Genomic DNA, 23,273 nt, shown 5'->3' on the forward strand with positions numbered 1-23,273 from the left:
TGGTGTCTCTGTTAGCGTCCTGCCCCATGATCAGTGGGAGTGATCGGCGGGATCTGGCGGGGTTGGTCGTGCACGATGTCGGGCGACTGGCCGAGACCGGCGATGAGTGGGAGCCGTACCGGCTGCTGGACGCTGACGGTGCGGTGGTGGAGCCGGTGGCTGTCTGGCTCGCTGATCTTCAGGCGGCGGAAAAGTCGGTGTTGACACTCCGGGCCTACGCGAACGACCTGCTGCTGTGGTGGCGATGGCTTGCTGCGGTTGGAGTGCCCTGGAACCAGGCCACCAGCGTTGAAGGCCGGGACTTCGCCCGGTGGATGCAACTCGCTGACAAGCCAGTCCGTACACACTGGCGATACCGAGACGGCACCCCACCCGATGTGCCGGGGAGCAAGATCACGCGAGTGAAAAGTCAGCCCGGTGCGGTGAACCCGATAACGGGGAAGGCGGCTCCAGGCAGTAGGTACGCGCCGGCGTCCAGGGCTCGTGCGGAAACGACACTGCGTTGCTTCTACGACTTTCATCTTGAGACCGGCCAGGGCCCGATCATCAACCCGTTCCCGCTGGACCGGTCACGGCGAGCTGGCCGGGCGAATGCTCATCGCAACCCGATGGAGCCGTTCAAGCACGAGCGAAAGGGCCGCTACCGGCCCAAGGTGCCCAAACGCATCCCCAAGCGGATTCCTGACGAGCAGTTCAATCAGCTCTTCGCCGGGCTGAAGTACCACCGGGACCGTGCTCTGCTGGCGTTCTGGGTGTCGACCGGCGCCCGCGCCGAGGAACTCCTGGACTCCTCACAGGACGACGTCTATCCGGGCGATCAGCTCGTCTCGGTGACCCGCAAGGGCAGCCAGGCGGTCCAGCAGATCCCGGCCTCGCCGGACGCGTTCGTCTGGCTGCGGCTCTACCAGGAAGAGATCTGGAAGCGGGGTGCTCCTCGGGGCCTCAACCAGCCGCTGTGGTTCACCCTGAGGCGGCCCTTCCGGCCGTTGACCTACACGGCGGCCCGCGCCATGTTCAACCGCGCCAACGAGCTGCTCGGCTCGAACTGGACCATCCACGACCTGCGGCACACGGCGGCCTGGCGGATGGCCAAAGATCCCGGGCTGTCCATCACTGACGTCCAGTGGATCCTCGCCCACGTCTCCCTGAGCACGACCCAGCTTTACACCACTCCTGACGAGCACGAAGTCATTGCCAACACCCTCGCCTATCACCAGCGGCGGGTCGGCAAGCCAGCCGCAACAGCTCCGCCCTCGGCTCCCGGCTACAACCCCGAATCGCTGCGAACCCTGTTCGGAACCCCATGATGACCGCTCAGACCCAGGACCCCGAGCAGGCGGCACAGCCACAAAAGCCCCGCCGCCGCGGGCAGCATCCCCCTGTGAGGGATGCCCGCCTGGGGCAGTCCTCGGCTTCCTTCAGCGGTGAGAAGTCCAAGCTCATCCGAGCGAGGTTCCTGCCACGATCAGTTCCAGGGACCTGGCCGGCCACCTGCGACAGCATTGAGCAGATCCGGCAACGCCTGGAAAGTCCGCCTCTGCGAGCCGACACTGAGTACTCGCAGAAAGCGAGAAGGCTCGGGGCGCACAGGTTGCTGCGATGGCTGGAAGCCCACCCAGGGGAGACCTGGCAGCAGCGATGGCTTGCCTCCGGCGCCCAAGATCTGGGGAAGCAGTGGCTGGAGGCGCCCATAGCCTGGTGGGCAGCACAAGACAGGTCATGTGATGCGGGCTTGGCTCGATCAGGGTTGGTCGCTCTGCTTTGCGCGGATGTCCTCCGGCCGGATATGGACTGGCTGTCGAGGATCGTCCAGTCCCGTTACTGGCGTGTCGCGGTTGCGACCCACCGTGATCCGGAAGGCTTCGCGACTCTTGAAGCAGCGATCGGCCCAGGTGCGCATTCATCCAGACGGTGGACCACTGCGCTCACCCAGATCGCGACCGTGCTCTTGGCTAAAGGAGGCGGCGTCGGGGACATCATCGTCGGCGACTGCCTCGAGCTTCGGGAAGCCGAGGGCAGGTGCCGGGCCAAGTCCGATTCAGGGCGGGCGGTGTTCTATACCATCCTCCGCGATCTTGGCATGTTTCCGGCCGATGCTCCGCCGTCACTGCAGTACCTGGAAACCTACGCCGGCCAGCTCAGCGTTGAGCAACTCGTCGATCGCCACGCTCTGCAGTGCACGCCGGTCCGCGATCTCCTGGTCGACTATCTCCGCGAACGCCAGCCCGTTTTGGACTACAACAGCCTGCGGCAGATCGCCCGAACGCTGAGCCTGCATTTTTGGAAGGATCTTGAGCTCCACCAGCCGGGGATCAAGTCCATTCGCCTCGACCGCGAGGTGGCTTCGGCCTGGAAGGAACGGCTGCGCACGAAGGTCACCCGACGACGGCAACCCGACGGCTCCATCACCGAGTTGATCTCTCCCCGCCACAGTGCGGTCGACCACCTGACGACCATCAGGGCGTTCTACCTCGACATCGCCCAGTGGGCGACCGAGGACCCGGCCCGCTGGGGGCCATGGGCAGTGCCCTCACCGATCACCGTTGCGGAGATCTCCTCCAAGAAGCGCAACTCCAACCGCAAGGCCCGGATGGATCAACGCACACGTGAACGGCTGCCAGTGCTGCCTGCCCTCGTTCACGCCGCGCACGAGCAACTTCGCCAAGCCCGCATTCGCCTCGATGCGTTCAACGCCGCTGGTCCAGGTGAGTCCTTCACCGTCCTAGGCGAAACACTCACCAAGCCGAAGCACTCGGACTCTCCTGATTCCTTTGAATCGGGTCGTGCCATCGACACCACGGGCCGCCGACGTGAGCTCGGCCGCGCCGAGCAACGGGCGTTCTGGGCCTGGGCAACAGTGGAATTCTTGCGCCACACTGGCGCCCGGATCGAGGAGATGCTGGAGACCAGTCACTATAGCCTCACCCAATACACGCTTCCCGACACCGGCGAATTGATCCCGCTCCTGCACATCGCCCCTTCAAAGACTGACGAGGAGCGCCTGCTGGTCATTGACGTCGAACTGGCCGATGTCCTGGCCGCGGTCGTCGCTCGAGTACGCGACAGCACAGGAAGAATCCCCCTGGTCACCGCCTGGGACCTTGCCGAGGGCGTCTGGAACCCGCCCAGGCCGCTGTTGTTCCAGTGGAAATGGGGCGGCGTCGACCGGCCCGTTTCCAACCAAACGATCCGCCGAAGTCTCAATGAACTCCTGGAGGCGACGGGCCTCACCGACGTTACTGGCCAGCCTCTGCACTACACGCCCCATGACTTCCGAAGGCTCTTCACCACCGAAGCGATCCTGAACGGAATGCCGCCACACATCACCCAGTTAATCTTGGGGCACAAGGACATCAATACGACCATGGGATATCACACGGTCTATCCCCAAGAGGTGATCAACGGGCACCGAGCCTTCATCGCCCGCCGACGCGTCCTGCGCCCTAGCGAGGAGTATCGCACTCCCACCGACGAGGAGTGGGAGGAATTCCTTGGCCACTTCCAGCGGCGGAAACTGGGCTTGGGCGAGTGCGGCCGGGCCTATGGAACGAGCTGCCAGCATGAGCACTCGTGTGTCAGGTGCCCGCTCCTTCGCGTTGACCCGTCCGAGAAGGCGCGAATAGCCGAGATCCGCGACAACATGATCGACCGCATCGCCGAAGCCGAGAAACATGGCTGGCTGGGCGACGTCGAACAGCTGGGCGTCACCCTCGCCGCGGCCAACGGCAAGCTCGCCCAGCTCGATGAGCGAGCCCGCCGCGCGACCACGATCAATCTCGGCATGCCGTCCTTTCCCGGCATCGCCAGCCGCACCATCACATTTCCCCAACAAAAATGACGTCATCGTCTGCCAGATTCGTTGGCCTTAGTGAGTTCCTTCAGTCGCTGTCGCGCGAGTTGCAGATTCTTACGGATGGCTTCTGGGCTCTTACCTAGAAGATCGCTGATCTCTTTCGTTGAGAGGCCGTCAAATCTAAGGGCCAACACCATACGTTGAGTCGGCGGCAGCTCATCCAGCAAACGAGAAACCCGACCTTCTTCCTCGTGGCCTAGGACTGCTTGCTCTGCGCTCTGCTCAATGTCGAGGCCTAAGGTAAGAGATTGGGAGGCAATTTCTACCCCCCTGCGGGTCCTTTCCCGTTGCTTAAAAAAGCCTCGAAAGGCTACGCGCCGGACCCATGCGCTTGGAGCCTTCAGCATGTCCCACTTGCTATAAGCATCTATAAAAGTATCCTGCGCTACGTCCATCGCCTCGTCGAGGGACGCCCCGGTGAGCATGAGCACACGCACCAAGCGGGGATACTCTCCGTGGAAGAATGCTTCGAACTCCCCCACCCGAGAAGCATCTTCCCGGGCGGAGGAGTTCTCAGCTCTGGAGGTTTGATCAACCACGAGCCCTCGGGGCCTGGTTCCCACGGCGACCGAACCGGATAATCCCCTCCACATGCACGAATGACGTGACCCTGTTCCAGGCACGCCGCAGTACCTCGGCAATGAAGAAGCCACCCAGCACGATCGCCAGCGCGTGGGAGCTGGTCTCCAACCCCTCCCTTACACCGGGCTCCAGCACCAACGGAAGCTCCTGGACGCCATACAAGGCCAGGAAGCTGCAGGTGCTCCAGAAGGGGATCCGTCGGTTCGAGAGTTGAGTGCCTTCCGCCTCCGACCGACCTACGCTTTCGGGCCGGCCTTCGGCCGGGCTTTGCAACTGCGCAGCAGAACCGGTCCCTTCATCCAGGGAGGCTAAAGAAGCTGGTCTAACGTCGTTGCGCGGACGCTCCCCGCCCCGCACAGGGGACGGGGAGACGTCTGAGCGCGTGGTCTTGGCCACGTGACTCCACCTTGCGTTGTTAAGTTGATCTTCCGACCTATCCCGGGACATCGGCCAGGAGCCGAGATAGTTCAGCTCAGTGTGATGCAAAGTACACAGAGAGTCAACAGGTCGGCATAAAGTACTACAGAGAGTCACCGGGTCAGGGCATGCCGAAGCCCGCCGTCTCGGCTCCTGGCATGTCACACGAGCGGCGGGCATCCGGGACGCAAGGTGGCGTCATTGAGTAAGTGCATCGAGCTCCCCGAACTGTGAAGTCAGATTCACCCCATCCTTGAATCCCTCTTCATCGAAGATGGCAAGCCACTAAGTCAATGCGGCCAGCCCACCGACCAAGCGCAACCAGACTGCTCGAACGTGAGGTCACCAGGTCACCGCGGCGCTAGTTCAGAGAAGGCACCCTGCACGCCAACACCGCGACCGACGTGCCACCCCGGCTGGAGGCGCTGGCGTGTGCGGCGGGGCTCAGCCGGGAGGCGGTCCACAGCCAGATCGCCGCCGCTCTGGACGTCGTCATCCATCTCGCCCGTGACCACGCCGACGGTCGTCGCCGGGTCGCCGAGGTCTGCATGATGGTCCGCCGCCCCTCAGGACTGGTCGAGGCGGAACCGGCCCTCACCTTCACCCCGGACGGGCAGGTGAACCCCGGGCCAGGCCTTCCCGCCCTCGTGGCCCGAGCGCCGGGCATTCCGCCTCTGGCCGTCCGGCCCTCCGCTTCTCTCGCCACTCCTGCGGCTTCCCCGGCTTCTGCGGTCTCCCCGGTCTCCCCGGTCTCCCCGAAAGCCGCGTTTCCCGCCTGGGCACCGGACATCCCCGCTCCCCGAATCTCCCGGCGCAGGCCGTACCCTTCCTCCCCGTCGTCACCCCACGGGCCGCGCGCGGCGGATCTCCCGTCATGGCCGGCATCATGACGGGCGCCGCCCTTGCCCTCGCAGCCCTGTCGGCATGGCTGTGGACGGGCCTCGACCCGTGTACCGCCCGGCTGCACCGGATGCGGCATGGCCGTGCGACCGGATCTGTCTCCCTGCGTGACAGGCTCAACGCCCGCTCGCGGCCCGCCGGACGCGAGGCCGCCTGGCGGATCGCGTCGATCGAACTGTGCCAGGCGTTGGCCGCCGAGTTGTCCGCGGGAAGAACGGCCGGTGAGGCGCTGGTACGGGCTGTGCAGGCCGTGGACTTTCCCGACCCTCTGGTCCTGCGCCCGGTGGTCGCGGCCGCGAGAGACGGTGGTGACGTTCCGGCCGCGCTGCTCGCCGTGCGGCCGGAGCAGGGCGGTGAGGCCTTTCGCGGGCTGGCCGCCTGCTGGCGGGTGAGCGTCACCACGGGGGCGGTTCTCGCCGCTCTCGTCGATCGTGTCGCCGGTTCCCTCCGGGAGGCCGAGGCTCACCGTCGTGACGTCGCCGCCCAGCTCGCGGGTCCTCGCGCCACGGCCCGCCTGCTGGCGGGGCTGCCTCTCCTCGGTCTGCTGATGGCGACCGGCCTCGGTATGCGGCCGTTGCACTTCCTGTTCGGTGGTCCGCTGGGTGTGGGATGCCTGGTCGTCGGTCTCGGTCTCGACCTGGGCGGCCTGTGGTGGACCCGCCGCCTGGTCGCCCGCGCCCAGCGGGCCTGACGCTCACGAGATCGGACGTACGAGGAGGAGAACAGTGATCGCTTTACTGGCCGTGGTGCTCGCCGGTCTGGCCGGGCGGCTGTGGACGGCCCGTCGGGAACCGGCCGACCGGCTTCGTCGCGTCCGGTCACGATCACTACCGGCGGGTTCGCCGACGACGGGTCCGCTGACGGGGGCGGGCCGCGGTCGGGTTCCCCCGGCCTCGCCACTCTCCCCGGCCTTCCCGCCGACCATGGGCGTGATCGCCGCTGCCCGGCTGACGTCCTCTGCCCGGGTGATGTCCTCGCCCGCCGAGAAGACGTTCTCGCCGATGGCGACGAGGGCCGACGGTGCCCCGGGACGGCGACCGGACCGAGGAGAAATCGTCGTCGCCCTTGGGGCGGGGGTGGCGATGTTCCTGGTCGTAGGAGGGCTCCCGGGTATCTGCGCGGGCCTGGCCGGTTCGGGTGTCGCGCTGACGGTCCTGCGGAGACGGGAGCCCTCGGAACTGCGCAGGGAACGCGAGCGGGTGACGGCGGATCTGCCACTGGCGGCCGATCTCCTGGTCGCCTCCCTGCGCGCGGGCCAGCCGATCACCGGAGCCCTCGACGTCACGGTGGAGGCGGTAGGCGGGCCGCTGGGTGACAGGCTGGCCTGGGTGAGCGGTCAACTGAGGCTGGGAGCGGCCCCGGAGAGCGCATGGGAGGCGCTGGCCTCCGAACGTTCACTCGCCCCCCTGGCACGGGTCATGAGCCGGGCCGCGCTGGGCGGTGCCCCGGTGGCGGAGGTCCTCACCAGGCTGTCCGACGACTCTCGCCAGGCCGCCCGTGCCGTATCGGCGGCTGCGGCCCAGCGGGTCGGGGTCCAGGTCGTGGCCCCGCTCGGGCTGTGTTTCCTGCCGGCGTTCGTCTTTCTGGGGATCATTCCCGTCGTGGCCGGACTGGCGGGTGAGGTTCTGCTCCCCTGAGTTATCCACAGGATTTTCCCCGTCGGCCCAGGGTTGTCCACAGAAAAACGTTGATGCCTGTGGACAGACTTCCTGAGATTTCCACATCTCCTACCGGAGGCGGAGTCCTTCGGCGTCCGTGTCACATGCCCGTCGTGTGCACTTCTCTCCTGTCCTCCGCACTTCTACCGGTACGGATCGGCTCCCTCGCCGCTGACCCGTACCGGTAAGTGCGATGACCATGGTCTTTCGCCGGGCGGGACCGTCGGGCAACCGGAATGCCGAGCCGTCGGAATGCCGGGCCATGGGGTTGCTGAAGCGCCGCAATGGCGAGGTGCCGGTTCGCCGAGGATCCCGAGCGCAGGGGATCGGACCGTCGGGCCGTCATGTGAGGAGCCACCGCGCGGAAAAGGGCGTGAGCGCGGTGAGATTTCATGAGCGCGCCGAAGACCCGCGAACACGAATGCGTGAACGGAGGCCGGCGGTCCTCCGTCGTGAAGGTGAAGTCGTGGGCGACGCGAAACATATCCACAGGTTCACGCTTATCCACAGAACGTCGTTCGGGTCATCCGGGGGACGGGCGCATGGACGACCCTGGGCTGACGCCGGGCGCTGGGCCCGGGTGAGAGCTTCAGGAGGAGCAATGGTTGGAATGAGCGCCGGTCGCGTACGGGGTGGCCGGCCACGATGGTTGCGCGCGCGCTGGGAACTGCTGGTGTCCGGTCCTCATCGTGACCGAGGCATGTCCACCGCGGAGTACGCGGTCGGAACGATCGCCGCCTGTGCGTTCGCCGCGCTTCTCTTCAAGGTGGTGACAAGCTCCGACGTCCAGCAGATGGTCACGGCTCTGATCAACCGAGCGCTGAGCACCGCCGGATGAGGCTCCCCGCGGCGCCGGCCCCCTGTCGCTCCCGGCGTTCCCGAGGTTCTCGGCGGTTCACAGGGGCCAGAGGGTCGGTGACCGCGGAGACGGCCGCGGTGCTTCCCGCCTTCATGGTCGTGCTGGGAGCCGGTCTGTGGGCCGTGGCGGCGGTCGGGGCGCAGTTGGAGTGCGTGGACGCGGCTCGGGCCGGAGCTCGGGCCGTCTCACGCGGTGAATCGGTGGAGAAGGTCCGTGGCGATGTCCTGGCGGCCGTCCCGGCCGATGCGCGCGTGACGGTGGCCCGCGGTTCGGGCACGGCCCGCGTGGAGGTCGCCGTCGAGGTCAGACCCGACTGGGGAGCCTTTCTCCCAGGCGTCACCGTTCGCGCGGCCGCCGTCTCGGCCACCGAGCCGGGGCTGGAGCCGTAAGCCCGGCGGACCATCGCGAGGGAAAGAGCGAAGTGAGTCACCTGCCGATCGTGGGAGTGGAAGCGAGGCGGCCCTCGGTGAAGGGGCGAAGCGGCGGAGAACGGAGACGGGTGTGCACGAGGCACGACGAAGGCCGGGGGCCGGGACGGGGCAGGGCGAGGGGGGTGAACGTGGCCGGGATGGATGTGATGGGGAAGGGCCGCGACCGGGGGTCGGCGACGATCTGGACGGTCGCGCTCATGGCGTTGGTCTTCGCCGTCGCGATGGCGGTCGCGTTCGCCGGTACGGCTCGTGTCGCGCGCCATCGGGCTCAGGGTGCCGCCGATCTGAGCGCGCTCGCCGCCGCCCGGCTGGCGTTCGTGGGCTCTGACCGGGGTTGTGCGGAAGCCGCGTCCATCGCCGCGAAGAACGGAAGCGCCGTGACCCGCTGTTCCGTCGGTGATGACGGCGTCGTCGAGATCGAGGTGGCGATGAAGGTCGCGCTGCCGTTGAAAGGAAGAGTGGTGATGGCCGCCAGGGCACGTGCCGGGCCCGTTCATGTGACCGATCCCGACGGGTGGCGGCGGACCGACGAAGGCGAATCGACGGGGGCGGACGGAAGAGCGCGAACCGATGCGGATGAGCCGGTAATGGCGGGCGATGAGGAACCGGCCGGTGAGAGGGAGCCGATGAGAGCAGACTGACGAGAGCGAACGGATGAGAGTGAACCGGTGAGAACGAGAGCGCATTGTCGAGGACGGACGGATGCGGGTGGGGCGGCTGTCTTCTTCCGGCGCCCCGCTTCATGGAGGAGAGCGAATTCTGGGAACGCCCGAAACCGGAAGCGATCGATTTCTGGGCCGACGACCGACGTGTCCGCGACGAATGACAGATGTACCCGCGCCGAGTGACGTCGTGTCCGCGATGAACGACGGACGTGCCCGCGCCGAATGACAACGTGCCCGCGCCGAATGACGGACGTACCCCCGCTGAGGACGTACCCCCCTGAGCAAGAGCGTGTCCGCGACGATTGACGAGTGTTCTCGTGACGAATGGCGAGATGAACGACGACCGGCATGTCCGTGACCGGCAGGCCGCCGAGGTGGGCGCGTGACGATGATGCCGAGGGGGACGCGTGACGATGATGCCGAGGCGGTCGCGTGACGATGATGGAGGCGTGAGGAGGCGGCCGTGCGACGAAGGTGGGCGCGTGACGAGGTGGCCGCGTGACGATGGATCGCATCACGATGTGTCGACGCCGTCAGGCTCCAGGACCGTCGTCATGACCCGGATGTCACGTTCGCGGACGGTTCCGTCCGTGGCACGTCCCGGTCCGGCGCGTCGTGGGAGAGCAGGACCGCCAGAAGCCGGAGGGCTCCGGCCTTGTCCAGCGGCTCGTTGCCGTTGCCGCACTTGGGGGACTGGATGCAGGACGGGCAGCCGCGTTCGCACTCGCAGGAGGCGATGGCCTCGCGGGTGGCGGTGAGCCAGTCGCGGGCGCGGGCGTACCCGCGTTCGGCGAAGCCGGCCCCGCCCTCGTGGCCGTCGTAGACGAAGACGGTGAGCAGTCCGGTGTCGGCGTGGAGCTCGGTGGAGACACCACCGATGTCCCAGCGGTCGCAGGTGGCGAAAAGCGGCAGCAGGCCGATGGCCGCGTGTTCGGCCGCGTGCGCCGCTCCGCCGAGGTCGAGTCCCTCCCCGGCCAGCGTGGCGACGGCCGAGGTGGGCAGCGTCCACCAGACGGCACGGGTCCGCAGCGTGCGCGGGGGCAGTTCTAGGGGCTCCTCGCCCATGAGCTCACCGCTCTGGGCCCGACGCTTGATGTAGCCCACGACCTGGTTGGTGACCTCCACCGAGCCGAAGTGCAGCTCACCAGGGCCCAGGGCGTGCGAGGCGAGGGACTCGATGATCGAGATGTCGGTGACGTCCCTGGCGAAGGTGGTGTAGTCCGGTGCTCCGGCCTCGACGAGGGCGACCCCGGCCTCCAGGTCGAGTTCGGCCACCAGGAACGTCTCCCCCCGGTGCACGTGGACGGCGCCGGTGTGCACGGCCGTGTGGGCCGAGGACTCGTCCACGGTGCCGAGCAGCCGCCCGGTGGACATCTCCACGACCTGGATCGGCGCGCCGCCCGCGCCCCGGATGTCGGCGAGGTCGGTGGCGCGTTCCCTGCTGGTCCAGAACCAGCCCGTGGCGCGCTCCCTGAGCAGTCCCCGGGCGACCAGGTCGGCGAGCACCTCCTTGGCGGCCGGATCGAAGACGTCCAGGTCGTCGTGGGTCAGCGGGAGCTCGGCCGCGGCGGCGCACAGGTGGGGACCCAGCACGTACGGGTTGCCGGGGTCGAGCACGATCGTCTCCACCGGCCTGCCGAACAGGGCCTCGGGGTGGTGGACGAGGTAGGTGTCCAGGGGGTCGTCCCTGGCGATCAGCACCGCGAGCGCGTCCTGCCCGTCGCGTCCCGCCCGGCCGGCCTGCTGCCAGAGCGACGCGCGGGTGCCCGGCCATCCCGCGATGAGGACGGCGTCCAGGCCGGAGACGTCGACGCCGAGCTCCAGCGCGTTGGTCGTCGCCAGGCCGAGCAGCTCGCCCGAGCGCAGCGCCCTCTCCAGTGCCCTGCGGTCCTCGGCCAGGTACCCGGCCCGGTAGGCGTCCACCTTGCCGGGCAGGTCCTCGGGCGCGCCCGCGCCGACGACGAGGTCCTGGAGCCTGGCCCGGGTGGTGAGGGCCACGGACTCGGCGGCCCGGCGGGAGCGGACGAAGGCCAGGGTCCGCACCTCGGAGGCGACGAGGTCGGCCAGCAGGTCGGCGCTCTCGGCGGTCGCGGGACGCCGGATCGGGGCCCCGCCCTCACCGCGCAGATCGGTCAGGGGCGGCTCCCACAGCGCGAAGGTCGTGGCACCCCGGGGTGAGGCGTCCGTGGTCACCGTGGCCATCTGGAGGCCCGTCAGGCGCATCGCGAAGACCTCGGGCTCACTGGCCGTCGCCGAGGAGAGCAGGAAGGTCGGGTGGGAGCCGTGGCGCGCGCAGATCCGGCGCAGGCGGCGCAGGATCTGGGCGACGTGGGAGCCGAACACGCCCCGGTAGCCGTGGCACTCGTCCACGACGACCATCCGCAGCCGCCGCCAGAAGGCCGACCACTGGGTGTGACGGGGCAGCAGGCCGCGGTGGAGCATGTCCGGGTTGGTCAGGACGTAGTTGGCGTGCCTGCGGATCCAGGCCCTCTCCTCGAAGGGGGTGTCGCCGTCGTACACGGCGGCGCGCAGCTCGGGCGGGTCCAGCTCGCGCAGCGAGCGCAGCTGATCGGCCGCCAGCGCCTTGGTGGGCGACAGGTAGAGCACCGTGCCGCCCTCCAGTGTCGCGGAGAGCGCCGGGACCAGGTAGGACAGCGATTTCCCGGACGCCGTGCCTGTGGCGATGATCACGTTTTGGCCACGGTGGAGCAGCTCGGCCGCTTCGGCCTGATGGGGCCACAGACCGGAAATACCGTGGTTCGCCCAGCGCGTAACAAGCCGTTCGTCGACCCAGTCCGGCCACCTGGTGTCACCGGCCTGACGTGCGGGAACGTGCTCCACATGGGTCACACGCTCGCGACGTGCGGGAACGTCGAGCAGGCGGCGGAGCGCGGCGCCCGCCCGGAGGGGCGAGGATGATGGCGGGGTCACTGGTTTCCAGTCTCACATCTGTGGGCAGAGTCGCCGGGAATCGTGATTTCGTATAGACACTGAGCGTACGCATGGTTGAATGCCGCGCGTCGGGGCTTGTCGCCCAGGGGTCACCTCGGTCCCGGGGGGCACGCTCGAATCGGTACTTTCGCAGGCAAGGCGCTGGAGGATCTGTGGATCTGAAGTTGGACCACCATTCCGAGGACCGTCTCACCATCGTTGAGGTCGAGGGTGAGATCGATGTCTACACCGCGCCCAGATTGCGTGAGCTCCTGATCGACCTGGTCAACAAGGGGAACTTCCACCTGCTCGTCAACATGGAGAAGGTCGACTTCCTTGACTCCACGGGCCTTGGTGTCCTGGTCGGCGGGCTCAAGCGAGTTAGGGCGCACGATGGCTCACTGGAGCTTGTCTGCACCCAGGAGCGCATCCTGAAGATTTTCCGGATCACCGGGCTCACCAAGGTCTTCGGGATCTACGCCTCGGTGGAGGAGGCCAAGGAAGCTCACGGTCGAGACAAGTAGTCGTGGCTACCGTCGAGCTGACGTTCAGTGCCCTCCCCGCGCACGTGCGGACGGCGCGCCTGGTCGCCACGGCGATCGCCAGGCGCACCGGTGTGCAGGAGTCACTGCTGGACGAGGTACGGCTCGCTGTCGGTGAGGCATGCTCGCGGGCCGTGGAGGCGCACCGTCTCCACTGTCCGGGAGAGCCGATCCGTATCGAGCTACGCGATGACCTGGGGCGCTTCGAGGTGACCGTCACCGACTCCGCCCCCAGCGACGAGCTGGAGCACGATCGGGCCCTCCTGGGGTTCGACGATCCGTTCGGGCAGCTCCCCGACGATCTGATGGCCGGTTTCGGCATCGCGGTCATCGCGGGACTGGCCGACGACGTCCAGGTCTACCCGAGCCCGAAGGGCATGCGCATCCGCATGAGCTGGCCCGCGGCGACCAACGGACTGTCTCCGGTCTGAAACAGAAGACTTCGGCGGCCGGGCGTGTCCTAGGACACGCCCGGCCGTTCGTTTGCGGTCCCCGCGTTTCCGGTCGTGTCTTAACACCTGTAGGTGCGGGCCGAAATCCGGGGGACATGGAGACGGACGAGACGGATGTGACGGGGAAATGGCGTTATAAGCAGGCCGGTCGGCGATGGATGCCGTACCTGTCGTCAATCGGCCGAGCACAGAGGCTTCATATCCGCGTCGACGCTGCGTAGACTCCCGGAACCGGCCAAGGTTTATCCTTCGGAACGGCCCGTACGCGAGCCGTTTTCCGTAGGGGTCTGCAACTGGAAGCGGCACTGCCAACCACCCCGGATGTGCGCCGCTTTGCTCGTCGTGACGCCTATGGCAGCGCACTCCGGGCAGGACGTGTTCCCGTCTTGCCAAGGAGAGTCGGATGTCTGTGCTCCATCTCGCCGCTGTCGAAGAACCAGCGGTATCCCTCAGCGGCCACCACTTCACCATCGTGATCGTGGTGGCCGCGGTCGCCCTGCTCGCGCTCGCCGTCGCCGGCGCCCTGGTGCGGGAGGTGCTGGCCGCCGGCCAGGGCACCGAACGCATGCAGAACATCGCGCGAGCCGTACAGGAAGGGGCTTCCGCGTATTTGACGCGGCAGTTCCGAACGCTCGCTCTGTTCGTCATTTTGATCCCTTTCCTGCTGTATCTCCTTCCGGCCGAGACGACCGGCGTGAGAATCGGCAGATCGGCTTTCTTCGTCGTGGGCGCGCTTTTCTCCGCGCTGACCGGATTCATCGGCATGTGGCTGGCGGTCCGCGGTAACGTCCGCGTCGCCGCCGCCGCCCGCGAATCGGGTGAGAAGGTCGCCATGCGGATCGCGTTCCGCACCGGCGGCGTGGCCGGGATGATCACCGTCGGTCTCGGTCTTCTCGGCGCGGCCGTGGTGGTGATCGCCTACGGGGGGTACGCCCCGGCCGTGCTGGAGGGCTTCGGCTTCGGTGCCGCGCTGCTCGCCATGTTCATGCGGGTCGGCGGTGGCATCTTCACCAAGGCCGCCGACGTCGGCGCCGACCTGGTCGGCAAGGTCGAACAGGGCATCCCCGAGGACGACCCGCGCAACGCCGCCACCATCGCCGACAACGTGGGCGACAACGTGGGCGACTGCGCGGGCATGGCCGCCGACCTGTTCGAGTCCTACGCGGTCATGCTGGTCGCGAGCCTGATCCTGGGCAGGGTGGCCTTCGGCGTCGAGGGCCTGGTGTTCCCGCTGATCGTGCCGATGATCGGCGTGATCACCGCGATCATCGGCATCTTCGTCACCGCCCCGCGCGCCGGGGACCGCAACGCGATGGCCGCGATCAACCGTGGCTTCTTCATCTCGGCGGCCATCTCGGCGATCCTGGTCGCGGTCGCGGCCTACCTCTACCTGCCGGCCACCTTCGCCGGCCTGACCGGCGTGAGCCCGCAGATCGCCGCGATCACCTCCGACCCGCGCCTGATCGCGATCGGGGCGGTGCTCATCGGCCTGGTGCTGGCGAGCGCCATCCAGGTGCTCACCGGCTACTTCACCGAGACGAACCGCCGCCCGGTGCGGGACATCGGCGAGAGCTCCCGGACCGGCCCCGCCACGGTCATCCTGGCCGGCATCAGCGTCGGCCTGGAGTCCGCGGTCTACTCGGCGCTGATCATCGGAGCCGCCGTGTACGGCGCCTTCCTGCTCGGCTTCGGCAACGTCACCATCGCCCTGTTCGCGGTGGCGCTCGCGGGCACCGGGCTGCTGACCACGGTCGGTGTGATCGTGTCCATGGACACCTTCGGGCCGGTCTCCGACAACGCCCAGGGCATCGCCGAGATGTCCGGTGACGTCGAGGGCGAGGGCGCCGCCGTCCTCACCTCCCTGGACGCGGTCGGCAACACCACCAAGGCCATCACCAAGGGCATCGCGATCGCCACCGCGGTGCTCGCCGCGACCGCGCTGTTCGGCGCGTTCCGCACGGCGGTGGAGACCGAGCTGGCCCAGGCGAGCGCCACGGTCAAGGAGGCGCTGGGCTCGTTCAGCACGTTCAGCCTGAGCATCGACTACCCGAACGTGCTCGTCGGTCTGATCATCGGTGCCGCGGTGGTGTTCATGTTCTCGGGCCTGGCGATCACGGCGGTCGGCCGCGCGGCCGGCCGGGTGGTCTTCGAGGTGCGCGAGCAGTTCCGCACCAAGCCGGGCATCATGGCCGGTACCGAGCTGCCCGACTACGGCAGGGTCGTGGACATCTGCACCCGCGACTCGCTGCGGGAGCTGGCCACGCCCGGTCTGCTGGCCGTGCTGACCCCGATCGCCGTCGGCTTCGCCCTGGGGTACGCCCCGCTCGGCGCGTTCCTGGCCGGTGCCATCGCGTGCGGCACGCTCATGGCGGTGTTCCTGGCCAACTCCGGTGGTGCCTGGGACAACGCCAAGAAGCTGGTCGAGGACGGCCACCACGGTGGCAAGGGCTCTCCGGCGCACGAGGCCACCATCATCGGTGACACCGTCGGTGACCCGTTCAAGGACACCGCCGGTCCGGCGATCAACCCGCTGCTGAAGGTGATGAACCTGGTGGCATTGCTGATCGCTCCGGCCGTGGTGACCTACGCCGACAACGCGGTGCTGCGTGTCGTCGTCACGCTGCTGGCGGTCGCCATCGTCGTCGGCGCGGTCGTCGTCTCCAAGCGCCGGTCGGCGAGCATCTCCCCGACCGAGGAGAACGACTCCGACCGCAAGGTGCAGCCGGTCTCCACCTGAGCCGCGTTCCCCGGGGGAACCGAGCCGGTCCGCGACCGGTGACCTTCCCTGGGGAACCGGGTGACGCTCCATCGCGAAGGGGTACGCGAGCCACGCGTACCCCTTTCGCGTGTGCGGACCGTCGCGGTGGGAAACTTGCCGCTATGGAAGAGCAGCCCTCCGGGGGTAAGTCACTCCTTCTCGTTCTGCTGGCCATGGCCGCGGTGTTCGCGGTGATCGTGGGTCTCGCCGTCTGGGCGTCCCGATGACGGCGCGCACGCTCGTCGTCCTGCGTCACGCCAAGGCGGCCCAGCCCCCCGGTGTCGCCGACCGGGATCGCCCCCTGACCGAGAGCGGCGAGCGTGACGCCCGCCGGATCGGCGCGGCCCTGGCCGATCTCGGCCTGCGGCCCGACCTGGTGCTCTGCTCGCCGTCGGCGCGGACCCGGCGGACCGTGGCACTGGCCCTTCCGGACGCGGACGTGTCGTTCGAACCGTCCGTCTACGAGGCCTACGCCGACGAGCTGCTGGCGCTGGTCCGGCGGAGCGGGACCGAGGCGCGCACCCTGCTCCTGGTCGGCCACAACCCGGGCGTGCAGGAGCTGGTCCGGATGCTGGCCCCGGGGGACGGTGACGGCGGCTTCCCGCCCGGGGCGTTCGCCGTCGTCGAGACCGACGACGAGTGGGCCGGGCTCGACACCGGCCGCGTGGTCACCCGATGGAGTCCCAAGGACCGCTGAGGAGGACCCGGAGGTGGTAAGGGGGCGTCGAGGGCCTTCCGGGGAGACCCGGCCGGGGACGCCGGGGGAACGGCCGGCGGTCGGCGAGGATCACGCCGTCCCCCGGAGGGTCCCGCGTCCGGTGGTTCACGGCCTCCACGGGGACGACGGGCGTTCGGTGAGGATCACGCGTCCCGCGAGGGGCCCGTCAGCGCTCGGTGTTGATCACGCCGTCCTCGGCGTCGGCGTCCTCGACCTCGGCCCGGGGGATGCCCAGCAGGTAGAGGATCGAGTCGAGGTAGGGCACGTTGACCGCGGTGTCGGCGGCGCGGCGCACCACCGGCTTGGCGTTGAAGGCGATGCCCAGCCCGGCGGCGGCGATCATGTCCAGGTCGTTGGCGCCGTCGCCGATGGCCACGGTCTGGCTGATCGGGATGCCGGCCTCCCGGGCGAACCGCTCCAGGGCCCGCGCCTTGCCCGGCCGGTCCACGATGTCGCCGACCACCCGGCCGGTGAGCACGCCGTCGACCACCTCCAGGGTGTTGGCCGCGGAGTAGTCGATCCCCAGATCGTCCACCAGGGCGTCGGTGAGCTGCGTGAACCCGCCGCTGACGATCGCGAACCGGTAGTCGAGCCGCTTGAGGGTCCGTACCAGCGTGCGGGCGCCGGGGGTCAGCACGAGCTCCCCGCGTACCTTCTCGAAGACCTCCTCCGACAGGCCCGCCAGCAGCGCGACCCGGCGGCGCAGCGACTCGGCGAAGTCGAGCTCGCCGCGCATCGCCTCCTCGGTGACCCTGGCGACCTCGTCCAGGCAGCCGGCGTGCGCCGCGAGCAGCTCGATCACCTCGGCCTTGATGAGCGTCGAGTCGACGTCCATCACGATCAGCCGCTTGGCCCTGCGGTACAGGCCGGTGCGCTGAACCGCCACGTCGACCTGCTGGGTGTGCGCCTCGACGGCCAGCTCGGCCCGCAGGGTGTCGGGGTCGGCACCGGAGACGGAGAGCTCGATGCAGGTCACCGGGTAGCTGGACAGCCGCTCGATGCGGTCGATGTTGGCGCCGGCCGCGGCGATCCGCCCCGCGATGCCCGCCATGGCGGCCGGCTGGAGGGGGGAGCCGAGCACGGTGACGGTGAGCCGTCCCCTGCGCCGCTTCTCCTTGGGGTCGGAGCCGGTGGACAGCTCGACGTGCAGTCCCAGGTCCTCGGCGGTCCGCTCGACGGCGGTCCAGAGGGCCCCCAGGGTGCCACCGGTTCCGGTCGACGGGCCCCCCGTGTAGGAGACGAGGACGCCGAGGGTGAGCCTGCCCCGGATGACGACCTGCTCGACATCGGCGACGGCGACGGGGAAACCGGCCAGGACCGAGAAGAGACGTGAGGTCACGCCGGGACGGTCGGGGCCGGTCAGCGTGATAAGAAGCGTGCGCTGGTTCATCGGTTCCTACGCTACTTGGCCCCGGATCGGGCCGTGAATGTGGTTCACCATGCGGACGCCCGCTCTGCACGGAACGGTCACCGGTCCGGAAGCGTGCGTTCCCTTCCCAGCTCGGCGGTCACCTCGGCCGCGGTCCGCTTCAGGGCCTCGGCGAGCGGGGAGTGGGTGCCCGCGGGCACCGAGGAGGTGGTGCCGACGATCGCCATGGCGGCCAGCAGGACCGGGCCCCGGAAGACCGGCGAGGCGATGCTGCGCACGCCGTTGACGGAGGGGGTGTTGGCCGAGATGTCGTCCTCGCGGATCTTCACCAGCTCCTGGCGGAGCTCGGGGGAGGCGTCCAGCTGCTCCTGCAGACCGGGAACCTCGTCGGGGGGCAGGAACGCGCAGAAGACCCGGCCCTGGGCCGACTCGGTCCGTGACAGGCGCGAGCCCATCCGCACGCTGACCCTTATGGTGCGGTCGGTGTTGTCGTCGACGCGGACCACCACGGCGGTGTCGCCGTCCCAGACGCTCAGCACCACGGTCTCGTCGATCTCCCTGACCAGCCGCTGCATGTACGGACCGGCGATGCCGATCACCGGCATGCCGACGCGGGCGGCGGCCGACAGGGTGAGGATCTGGGGACCCAGGGAGTACAGCGCCTCGCGCTCGTCGTAGCGCAGCAGGTTGCTCTCCCGCAGGGCCTTGGTGTATCGATGTGCGGTGGCCTTGCTGGTGCCCAGGCTGGCGGTGAGCTGGTTGAGGGTCAGGTGCGGCCGGCTCACCGTGAACGCGCTGAGGATCATCGCGGCGCGCTGGACGGTCTGGATCGCCGGGATCCTGTTCTCGCCCGCGGCGCCCTGCCGGCCAGGCGCGCTGTCGTCACCCATGTCGTTCCTTCGATTCAGGTCTGCGGGCCCGGCGCCGGGCAAATATTTTGCATTGCGAGACAGCATCCTGTCATTCAGAACGCCTGATGTCGATGCCCCGGCCGGCCCGGGTGCTCCGGCCGCTCCAGCCGGTTCGGATGTTCCGGTCGGCTCCGGTGCTCCGTCGGCTCAGGTGCCCCTGCCGGATCGGGTGCCGGGGACGCCGAGGGCGTGCCGGAGGGCGATCCCGGCGTACAGGCGGGCGAAGCGCGCCAGCTCCTGCGGATCGAAGACGTCCCGCCGGGGATCGGCCGGGTCGGAGGCCGCGGCCGGGCCCACCCTGGCGGTCGGGATCCCGTGACCGCGCAGCACCACGCCGTCCGTGGAGCCCTTCCAGCCTGAGATCGGCGGCGGAGGGGCGCCGTGCTCGTCGTCCCATGCGGCGATCGCCTGGCGGATCACCGGGGCGCCCGGCGGGGTGCTCCCGGCCGGGTGGACCATGTGCGCGTCCACGCTCACCCGGTGGCGCTCCAGCGGTCCGCCGCGGATCCCGGCCCGCAGCCGCTCCAGTACGGTCCGGGCGATCTCACCGGGATCGTCGCCCGGGACGGTGGTCAGGTAGAGGTGGAGCTCCACCAGGCCGGGCAACAGGTCGGGCTTCTCGGCCAGGCCGCCCCGTACCGCGCCGATGCCCGCCTCGGCGGCGAGCTGGCGTCCCGGGGCGGTCCTGGCCGCCAGGTGCTCGGCGCGCCAGGACTCCAGGATCGCGACGACGGCCCCCAGGCCGGCCAGGAGCCCGCCGTCCGCGCCCCTGGCCAGCACCGGCCGGTAGGCGCCGTCCAGCCGGACCCTGAGGAAGATCGCCCCGGGTTCCTCGTACAGGACGCCGGGCGGGCCGCACTTGGCGACGACGGCGGCCGCGGGCAACGGGTGCGACCGCAGGTACTCGTCGATGCCCGACGGCTCCCCGGAGACGCCGGAGACGCCGGAGGCCGCGGAGGGGGACGGGCTGGCCGGACGTGCGGTCGCGAAGGGGGAGGAGTGCGTACCGGCCGAGGCCAGGAGCAGGCAGAGGCGGTGCGGCAGGCCCTCGCGGCGCAGGGCCGTCGCCGCGGCCGCGTACCCCATCAGCGCCGCGGCGGCCGGAGCGCGGGCGACACCGAGGCCGAAGCCGGACAGCAGGCCGGAGACCGGGTCGAGGGTGGGCGGGGCGACCGGCCCGTCCAGGCCGGTCGCCCACCGGTCGTGCGCCGCGTCGCCGGAGAGCGAGGTGTCCAGGTGGGAGTAGACGAGCAGTTCGGGCCCGGAGCCGCCGGCGGTGGAGGTGAGGTTCGTCCCCTCGGGGCCCACCGCCTCCAGGTTCCAGGGGAGCCGGGGCCAGCGGTCCCGCGCCCACGCCGCCAGCCGGGTCGCGGTCGCGCGTTCGCGGCCCCGCGGACTGGGAGCGGCGGACATCACCCGGATCGCCTCGACGATCGTCCGATCGGAGATCGCCGCGTCGGTGGCCTGCCGCAGGTGTCGCAGGGCGTCGCTCGTCATGAGTCCATGTTAACTCTATGCAAGACGCCATCTCGTATATTGACAATGCGCGTGACAGCCTCCTACTGTTCCCCCACGCTGCCGACGAGGGAGGACTGATGGTCTACGTCGTGACCGACGCGTGTGTGGACGTGCAGGACAGGTCGTGTGTCGAGGAGTGCCCGGTCGACTGCATCTACGAGGGCGACCGGATGATGTACATCCAGCCCGACGAGTGCGTCGACTGCGGCCGGTGCGAGCCGGTCTGTCCGGTGACCTCCATCTTCCACGAGGACGATCTCCCCGCGGAGGCGGCCAGGTTCGCCGGGATCAACGCCGAGTTCTTCGCCGACCTGGGCTCGCCCGGGGGCGCCAGGAAGGTGGGCCGCACCGGGAGCGACCATCCCGCCGCGGTGCCGCCCGGCGGCGGGTCATGACCGCGTACGACGTCGACCTGGTGATCGTCGGCGCGGGCCCGTCCGGCCTGTACGGCGCCTACTACGCGGGGTTCCGCGGCATGTCGGTGGCCGTGATCGACTCGCTGCCCGAGCCCGGCGGCCAGATCTCGGCGCTCTACCCGGAGAAGGAGATCTTCGACGTCGCCGGGTTCCCGGCGGTGAAGGGCCAGCGGCTGGTGGACGAGCTGGTGGCCCAGGCCGCCCAGGCGAACCCGGTCCTGCTGCTCGGGGAGGGCGCCCTCGACCTGCGGCACCACGAGGACTCCGTGGAGGTCGTCACCGACGCGGGCACCGTGGTGCGGGCCAAGGCCATGCTGCTCACCGGCGGCATCGGCACCTTCACCCCGCGCGAGCTGCCCGTGGGCGAGGACTACCTGGGCCGGGGACTGCGCTACTTCGTCCGCAGGCTCGACGACGTGGCCGGTCACGACGTGGTGGTGGTCGGCGGCGGCGACTCGGCGGTGGACTGGGCCCTGGCCCTGGAGCCGCTGGCGCGCTCGGTGACGCTCGTGCACCGCAGGCCCGCCTTCCGGGCGCACGAGCGCAGCGTGGCCACGCTGCGCTCGTCGTCGGTACGGGTGCTGACGCCGTACGAGGTCTCGAAGATCGGTGGTGAGCACCTGGTCGGCGAGGTCGTCGTGGACAGGGTCGGGGCGAGCGGCCAGGACGACCGGGACGGTCGTGTCACCCTGCCCGCCCAGACGGTCGTGGCGGCGCTCGGCTTCATCGCCGATCTCGGGCCGGTCCAGCAGTGGGGGCTGGAGCTGCGCAAAAGGCACGTGCTGGTCGACCGATCGATGCGGACGAACCTGCCCCGGGTGTTCGCCGCCGGGGACATCAGCGACTACGACGGCAAGGTCAGGCTGATCTCCGTCGGGTTCGGCGAGGCCGCGGCCGCGGTCAACAACCTCGCGCCACTGGTGAATCCCGCCCTCGGTACCGCGCCCGGCCATTCCTCCGATGCGGCCTGAGTTCTCCAGTCTGTAGAGTCCGATCCAACGGACGGTCGGTGCGGAGGAGTCGGCATGGCGGAGCAGGCACGCTTCGGCGACACGGGTGTGGCCGACAGGATGCCCGCCGGCGTGCCCGCCGACCCCTCGGCGGGTGCGCCCGGAGGCGTTCCCGCCCAGGCGTCCGCCGGTGCGTCCGGGACCGTCCCCGCGGGCGGGCCGGACGACGCCGCCGAGGGCGTCCCCGGGGGTGTCGTCCCCGAGAGCGTCCCCGACGATGTGCCCGCCATCCAGACGGTGCGGCGTGCCGCGCTGATCCTGAGCGGCTTCACCGTCGAGCGCCCCCGGCTGAGCCTCAACGAGATCACCGCGCGGCTGGGGGTCAGCAAGCCCACCGCCCACCGGTACGCGCGGGCGTTGCGGGCGGCCGGCCTGCTGCGCTACGACGCGTCCAGCGCCACCTACTCGCTCGGCCCCCAGCTCCTCGGGCTGGAGGCCGCGGCCAGGGCCGGGCTGCCGATCGCCGCCGCCGCCGAGCCCTACCTCGAACTGCTGATGCGCGAGATCAACCAGACGGTCGTGCTGAGCGTCTGGAACGGCGAGTGCCCGGTGGTGGTCGGCTGCGTGGACAACACCGTGGGGGACGTCCGGCTGAGCGTCCGCACCGGCTCGCAGCTCGACGTCGTGCGCTCGGCCCAGGGCAGGGTCTTCAGCGCCTACCTGCCCGTCGGCGAGGTCCCCGGGCTCGCCCGGCGGCTGCGGGCCTCGGCCGAGCTGCGCGACCTCCTCAAGGAGGTCCGCAGGACCGGGGTGGCGGTCAACTCGCCGGTGGACCACGGGGTGCACGTGCTCGCGTCGCCGATCTTCGAGGGAGACCAGGTGGTCGCCGCGATGGCGGTCGTCGGCACGGTGGCCTCCCTCGCGGGCGACCGGGAGCCGCAGGCCGCCGCCGCGCTGCTGAGGGTGGCGCGCGACCTCTCCCGCGACCTGGGCGGCACGAGACCGGCCTGAGCACTACGGGACCGGCCTGAGTTCTACGGGACCGGCCTGAGTTCTACGGGACCGGCCTGAGTTCTACGGGACCGGCCTGAGTCCTACGGGACCGGCCTGAGTCCTACGGGACCGGCCTGAGTCCTACGGGACACCGGTCTGAGCTTTTCGCGGCTCCCGGTCTGAACGGCCCCGGCCCCGTCCGGGCGCCGTGAGCCCGCCCTGAACGGCAGGAGACCGTTCCCCGGTCCGTCCCGCCCCTTCCGCGCGCCCGGACCGTTTCCCGGGTGTGGTTCCGGTCACCCCGGCGCGGCCGTCCGGCGGTGCCGTGCCGGTGTCGGCGACCCGGCATG

20 protein-coding genes are annotated in these 23,273 nt (G+C 69.5%); 15 read left to right on the forward strand and 5 right to left on the reverse strand.

The genetic code is table 11. The features are described from left to right. The first annotated feature begins 26 nt into the window (after positions 1-26). Together ACIBCT_RS00760 and ACIBCT_RS00765 are read left to right on the forward strand one after the other, a co-directional pair. Positions 27-1,307: a tyrosine-type recombinase/integrase gene (locus ACIBCT_RS00760; protein WP_399186077.1), complete on the forward strand. Its 1,281-nt coding sequence runs from the start codon at positions 27-29 to the stop codon at positions 1,305-1,307. A 479-nt stretch (positions 1,308-1,786) separates the two neighbouring features. Further along, complete coding sequence (locus tag ACIBCT_RS00765) at positions 1,787-3,838, forward strand: tyrosine-type recombinase/integrase (RefSeq protein WP_399185290.1); 2,052 nt, start codon at positions 1,787-1,789, stop codon at positions 3,836-3,838. A gap of 2 nt (positions 3,839-3,840) precedes the next feature. On the opposite strand, the gene ACIBCT_RS00770 is transcribed toward ACIBCT_RS00765, so the two are convergent. After that, the gene (locus ACIBCT_RS00770; protein WP_399185291.1) at positions 3,841-4,335 is read right to left on the reverse strand and encodes an RNA polymerase sigma factor; all 495 of its coding nucleotides are present in this window, start codon (positions 4,333-4,335) and stop codon (positions 3,841-3,843) included. Between the two features lie 158 nt (positions 4,336-4,493). Between ACIBCT_RS00770 and ACIBCT_RS00775 the strand changes: the two genes are divergently transcribed. The 6 genes from ACIBCT_RS00775 to ACIBCT_RS00800 all read left to right on the forward strand — a co-directional run bounded on the left by ACIBCT_RS00775 (position 4,494) and on the right by ACIBCT_RS00800 (position 9,341). Then, a complete protein-coding gene (locus ACIBCT_RS00775) occupies positions 4,494-4,649 on the forward strand; it encodes a hypothetical protein (RefSeq protein ID WP_399185292.1) in 156 nt (51 codons plus the stop codon). Between the two features lie 1,077 nt (positions 4,650-5,726). Then, the gene (locus tag ACIBCT_RS00780; RefSeq protein WP_399185293.1) at positions 5,727-6,443 is read left to right on the forward strand and encodes a type II secretion system F family protein; all 717 of its coding nucleotides are present in this window, start codon (positions 5,727-5,729) and stop codon (positions 6,441-6,443) included. 34 nt (positions 6,444-6,477) lie between these two features. After that, complete coding sequence (locus ACIBCT_RS00785) at positions 6,478-7,389, forward strand: type II secretion system F family protein (protein WP_399185294.1); 912 nt, start codon at positions 6,478-6,480, stop codon at positions 7,387-7,389. 631 nt (positions 7,390-8,020) lie between these two features. Beyond that, positions 8,021-8,248 carry a DUF4244 domain-containing protein gene (locus ACIBCT_RS00790; protein ID WP_399185295.1) on the forward strand — a complete coding sequence of 76 codons (228 nt, stop codon included), beginning with the start codon at positions 8,021-8,023 and terminating at the stop codon, positions 8,246-8,248. Positions 8,249-8,325: 77 nt separating this feature from the next. Beyond that, the gene (locus ACIBCT_RS00795) at positions 8,326-8,658 is read left to right on the forward strand and encodes a TadE family type IV pilus minor pilin (RefSeq protein WP_399185296.1); all 333 of its coding nucleotides are present in this window, start codon (positions 8,326-8,328) and stop codon (positions 8,656-8,658) included. Between the two features lie 179 nt (positions 8,659-8,837). Further along, positions 8,838-9,341 (forward strand): Rv3654c family TadE-like protein, encoded by a 504-nt coding sequence (locus ACIBCT_RS00800; protein ID WP_399186078.1) that lies wholly within the window; start codon positions 8,838-8,840, stop codon positions 9,339-9,341. A 576-nt stretch (positions 9,342-9,917) separates the two neighbouring features. On the opposite strand, the gene ACIBCT_RS00805 is transcribed toward ACIBCT_RS00800, so the two are convergent. Further along, positions 9,918-12,215 carry a DEAD/DEAH box helicase gene (locus ACIBCT_RS00805; protein ID WP_399185297.1) on the reverse strand — a complete coding sequence of 766 codons (2,298 nt, stop codon included), beginning with the start codon at positions 12,213-12,215 and terminating at the stop codon, positions 9,918-9,920. Positions 12,216-12,469: 254 nt separating this feature from the next. Between ACIBCT_RS00805 and ACIBCT_RS00810 the strand changes: the two genes are divergently transcribed. From ACIBCT_RS00810 to ACIBCT_RS00825, 4 genes are all read left to right on the forward strand, one after another. After that, positions 12,470-12,820, forward strand: coding sequence for an STAS domain-containing protein (locus ACIBCT_RS00810; RefSeq protein WP_012887265.1), 351 nt, complete (start codon positions 12,470-12,472; stop codon positions 12,818-12,820). Between the two features lie 2 nt (positions 12,821-12,822). Further along, positions 12,823-13,269: an ATP-binding protein gene (locus ACIBCT_RS00815; RefSeq protein WP_344891301.1), complete on the forward strand. Its 447-nt coding sequence runs from the start codon at positions 12,823-12,825 to the stop codon at positions 13,267-13,269. A gap of 424 nt (positions 13,270-13,693) precedes the next feature. Next, positions 13,694-16,027, forward strand: a complete 2,334-nt coding sequence (locus ACIBCT_RS00820; protein WP_399185298.1) for a sodium-translocating pyrophosphatase — start codon at positions 13,694-13,696, stop codon at positions 16,025-16,027. A 244-nt stretch (positions 16,028-16,271) separates the two neighbouring features. Next, positions 16,272-16,745 (forward strand): SixA phosphatase family protein, encoded by a 474-nt coding sequence (locus ACIBCT_RS00825; protein ID WP_399185299.1) that lies wholly within the window; start codon positions 16,272-16,274, stop codon positions 16,743-16,745. Between the two features lie 187 nt (positions 16,746-16,932). Here ACIBCT_RS00825 and serB read toward each other — a convergent pair whose 3' ends face one another. The 3 genes from serB to ACIBCT_RS00840 all read right to left on the reverse strand — a co-directional run bounded on the left by serB (position 16,933) and on the right by ACIBCT_RS00840 (position 20,543). Continuing rightward, the gene (gene serB, locus ACIBCT_RS00830) at positions 16,933-18,156 is read right to left on the reverse strand and encodes a phosphoserine phosphatase SerB (protein WP_399185300.1); all 1,224 of its coding nucleotides are present in this window, start codon (positions 18,154-18,156) and stop codon (positions 16,933-16,935) included. 77 nt (positions 18,157-18,233) lie between these two features. Then, a complete protein-coding gene (locus ACIBCT_RS00835; protein WP_399185301.1) occupies positions 18,234-19,025 on the reverse strand; it encodes an IclR family transcriptional regulator in 792 nt (263 codons plus the stop codon). Between the two features lie 168 nt (positions 19,026-19,193). After that, positions 19,194-20,543 carry a hypothetical protein gene (locus ACIBCT_RS00840; RefSeq protein ID WP_399185302.1) on the reverse strand — a complete coding sequence of 450 codons (1,350 nt, stop codon included), beginning with the start codon at positions 20,541-20,543 and terminating at the stop codon, positions 19,194-19,196. Between the two features lie 98 nt (positions 20,544-20,641). Between ACIBCT_RS00840 and fdxA the strand changes: the two genes are divergently transcribed. Genes fdxA through ACIBCT_RS00855 form a run of 3 tightly spaced genes read left to right on the forward strand, consistent with a single transcriptional unit; the run spans position 20,642 to position 22,941 of the window. After that, positions 20,642-20,959, forward strand: coding sequence for a ferredoxin (gene fdxA, locus ACIBCT_RS00845; RefSeq protein ID WP_399185303.1), 318 nt, complete (start codon positions 20,642-20,644; stop codon positions 20,957-20,959). Continuing rightward, the gene (locus ACIBCT_RS00850) at positions 20,956-21,951 is read left to right on the forward strand and encodes an NAD(P)/FAD-dependent oxidoreductase (RefSeq protein WP_399185304.1); all 996 of its coding nucleotides are present in this window, start codon (positions 20,956-20,958) and stop codon (positions 21,949-21,951) included. Before fdxA ends, ACIBCT_RS00850 begins: the two co-directional genes overlap by 4 nt. A gap of 54 nt (positions 21,952-22,005) precedes the next feature. After that, complete coding sequence (locus ACIBCT_RS00855; protein ID WP_399185305.1) at positions 22,006-22,941, forward strand: IclR family transcriptional regulator; 936 nt, start codon at positions 22,006-22,008, stop codon at positions 22,939-22,941. Positions 22,942-23,273 lie beyond the last annotated feature (332 nt).

This window comes from Streptosporangium sp. NPDC050855, assembly GCF_044456585.1.
Classification (GTDB): Bacteria; Actinomycetota; Actinomycetes; order Streptosporangiales; family Streptosporangiaceae; genus Streptosporangium; species Streptosporangium longisporum.

Excerpts from the sequence above, each read along its gene's own strand:
- ACIBCT_RS00760 (WP_399186077.1), top strand. The coding sequence starts at position 27 with ATGATCAGTGGGAGTGATCGGCGGGATCTGGCGGGGTTGGTCGTGCAC.
- ACIBCT_RS00765 (WP_399185290.1), top strand. The coding sequence starts at position 1,787 with ATGGACTGGCTGTCGAGGATCGTCCAGTCCCGTTACTGGCGTGTCGCG.
- ACIBCT_RS00775 (WP_399185292.1), top strand. The coding sequence starts at position 4,494 with ATGAAGAAGCCACCCAGCACGATCGCCAGCGCGTGGGAGCTGGTCTCC.
- ACIBCT_RS00780 (WP_399185293.1), top strand. The coding sequence starts at position 5,727 with ATGGCCGGCATCATGACGGGCGCCGCCCTTGCCCTCGCAGCCCTGTCG.
- ACIBCT_RS00790 (WP_399185295.1), top strand. The coding sequence starts at position 8,021 with ATGAGCGCCGGTCGCGTACGGGGTGGCCGGCCACGATGGTTGCGCGCG.
- ACIBCT_RS00800 (WP_399186078.1), top strand. The coding sequence starts at position 8,838 with ATGGATGTGATGGGGAAGGGCCGCGACCGGGGGTCGGCGACGATCTGG.
- ACIBCT_RS00820 (WP_399185298.1), top strand. The coding sequence starts at position 13,694 with ATGTCTGTGCTCCATCTCGCCGCTGTCGAAGAACCAGCGGTATCCCTC.
- ACIBCT_RS00825 (WP_399185299.1), top strand. The coding sequence starts at position 16,272 with ATGACGGCGCGCACGCTCGTCGTCCTGCGTCACGCCAAGGCGGCCCAG.
- serB (WP_399185300.1), bottom strand. The coding sequence starts at position 18,156 with ATGAACCAGCGCACGCTTCTTATCACGCTGACCGGCCCCGACCGTCCC.
- ACIBCT_RS00835 (WP_399185301.1), bottom strand. The coding sequence starts at position 19,025 with ATGGGTGACGACAGCGCGCCTGGCCGGCAGGGCGCCGCGGGCGAGAAC.
- ACIBCT_RS00840 (WP_399185302.1), bottom strand. The coding sequence starts at position 20,543 with ATGACGAGCGACGCCCTGCGACACCTGCGGCAGGCCACCGACGCGGCG.
- fdxA (WP_399185303.1), top strand. The coding sequence starts at position 20,642 with ATGGTCTACGTCGTGACCGACGCGTGTGTGGACGTGCAGGACAGGTCG.
- ACIBCT_RS00850 (WP_399185304.1), top strand. The coding sequence starts at position 20,956 with ATGACCGCGTACGACGTCGACCTGGTGATCGTCGGCGCGGGCCCGTCC.
- ACIBCT_RS00855 (WP_399185305.1), top strand. The coding sequence starts at position 22,006 with ATGGCGGAGCAGGCACGCTTCGGCGACACGGGTGTGGCCGACAGGATG.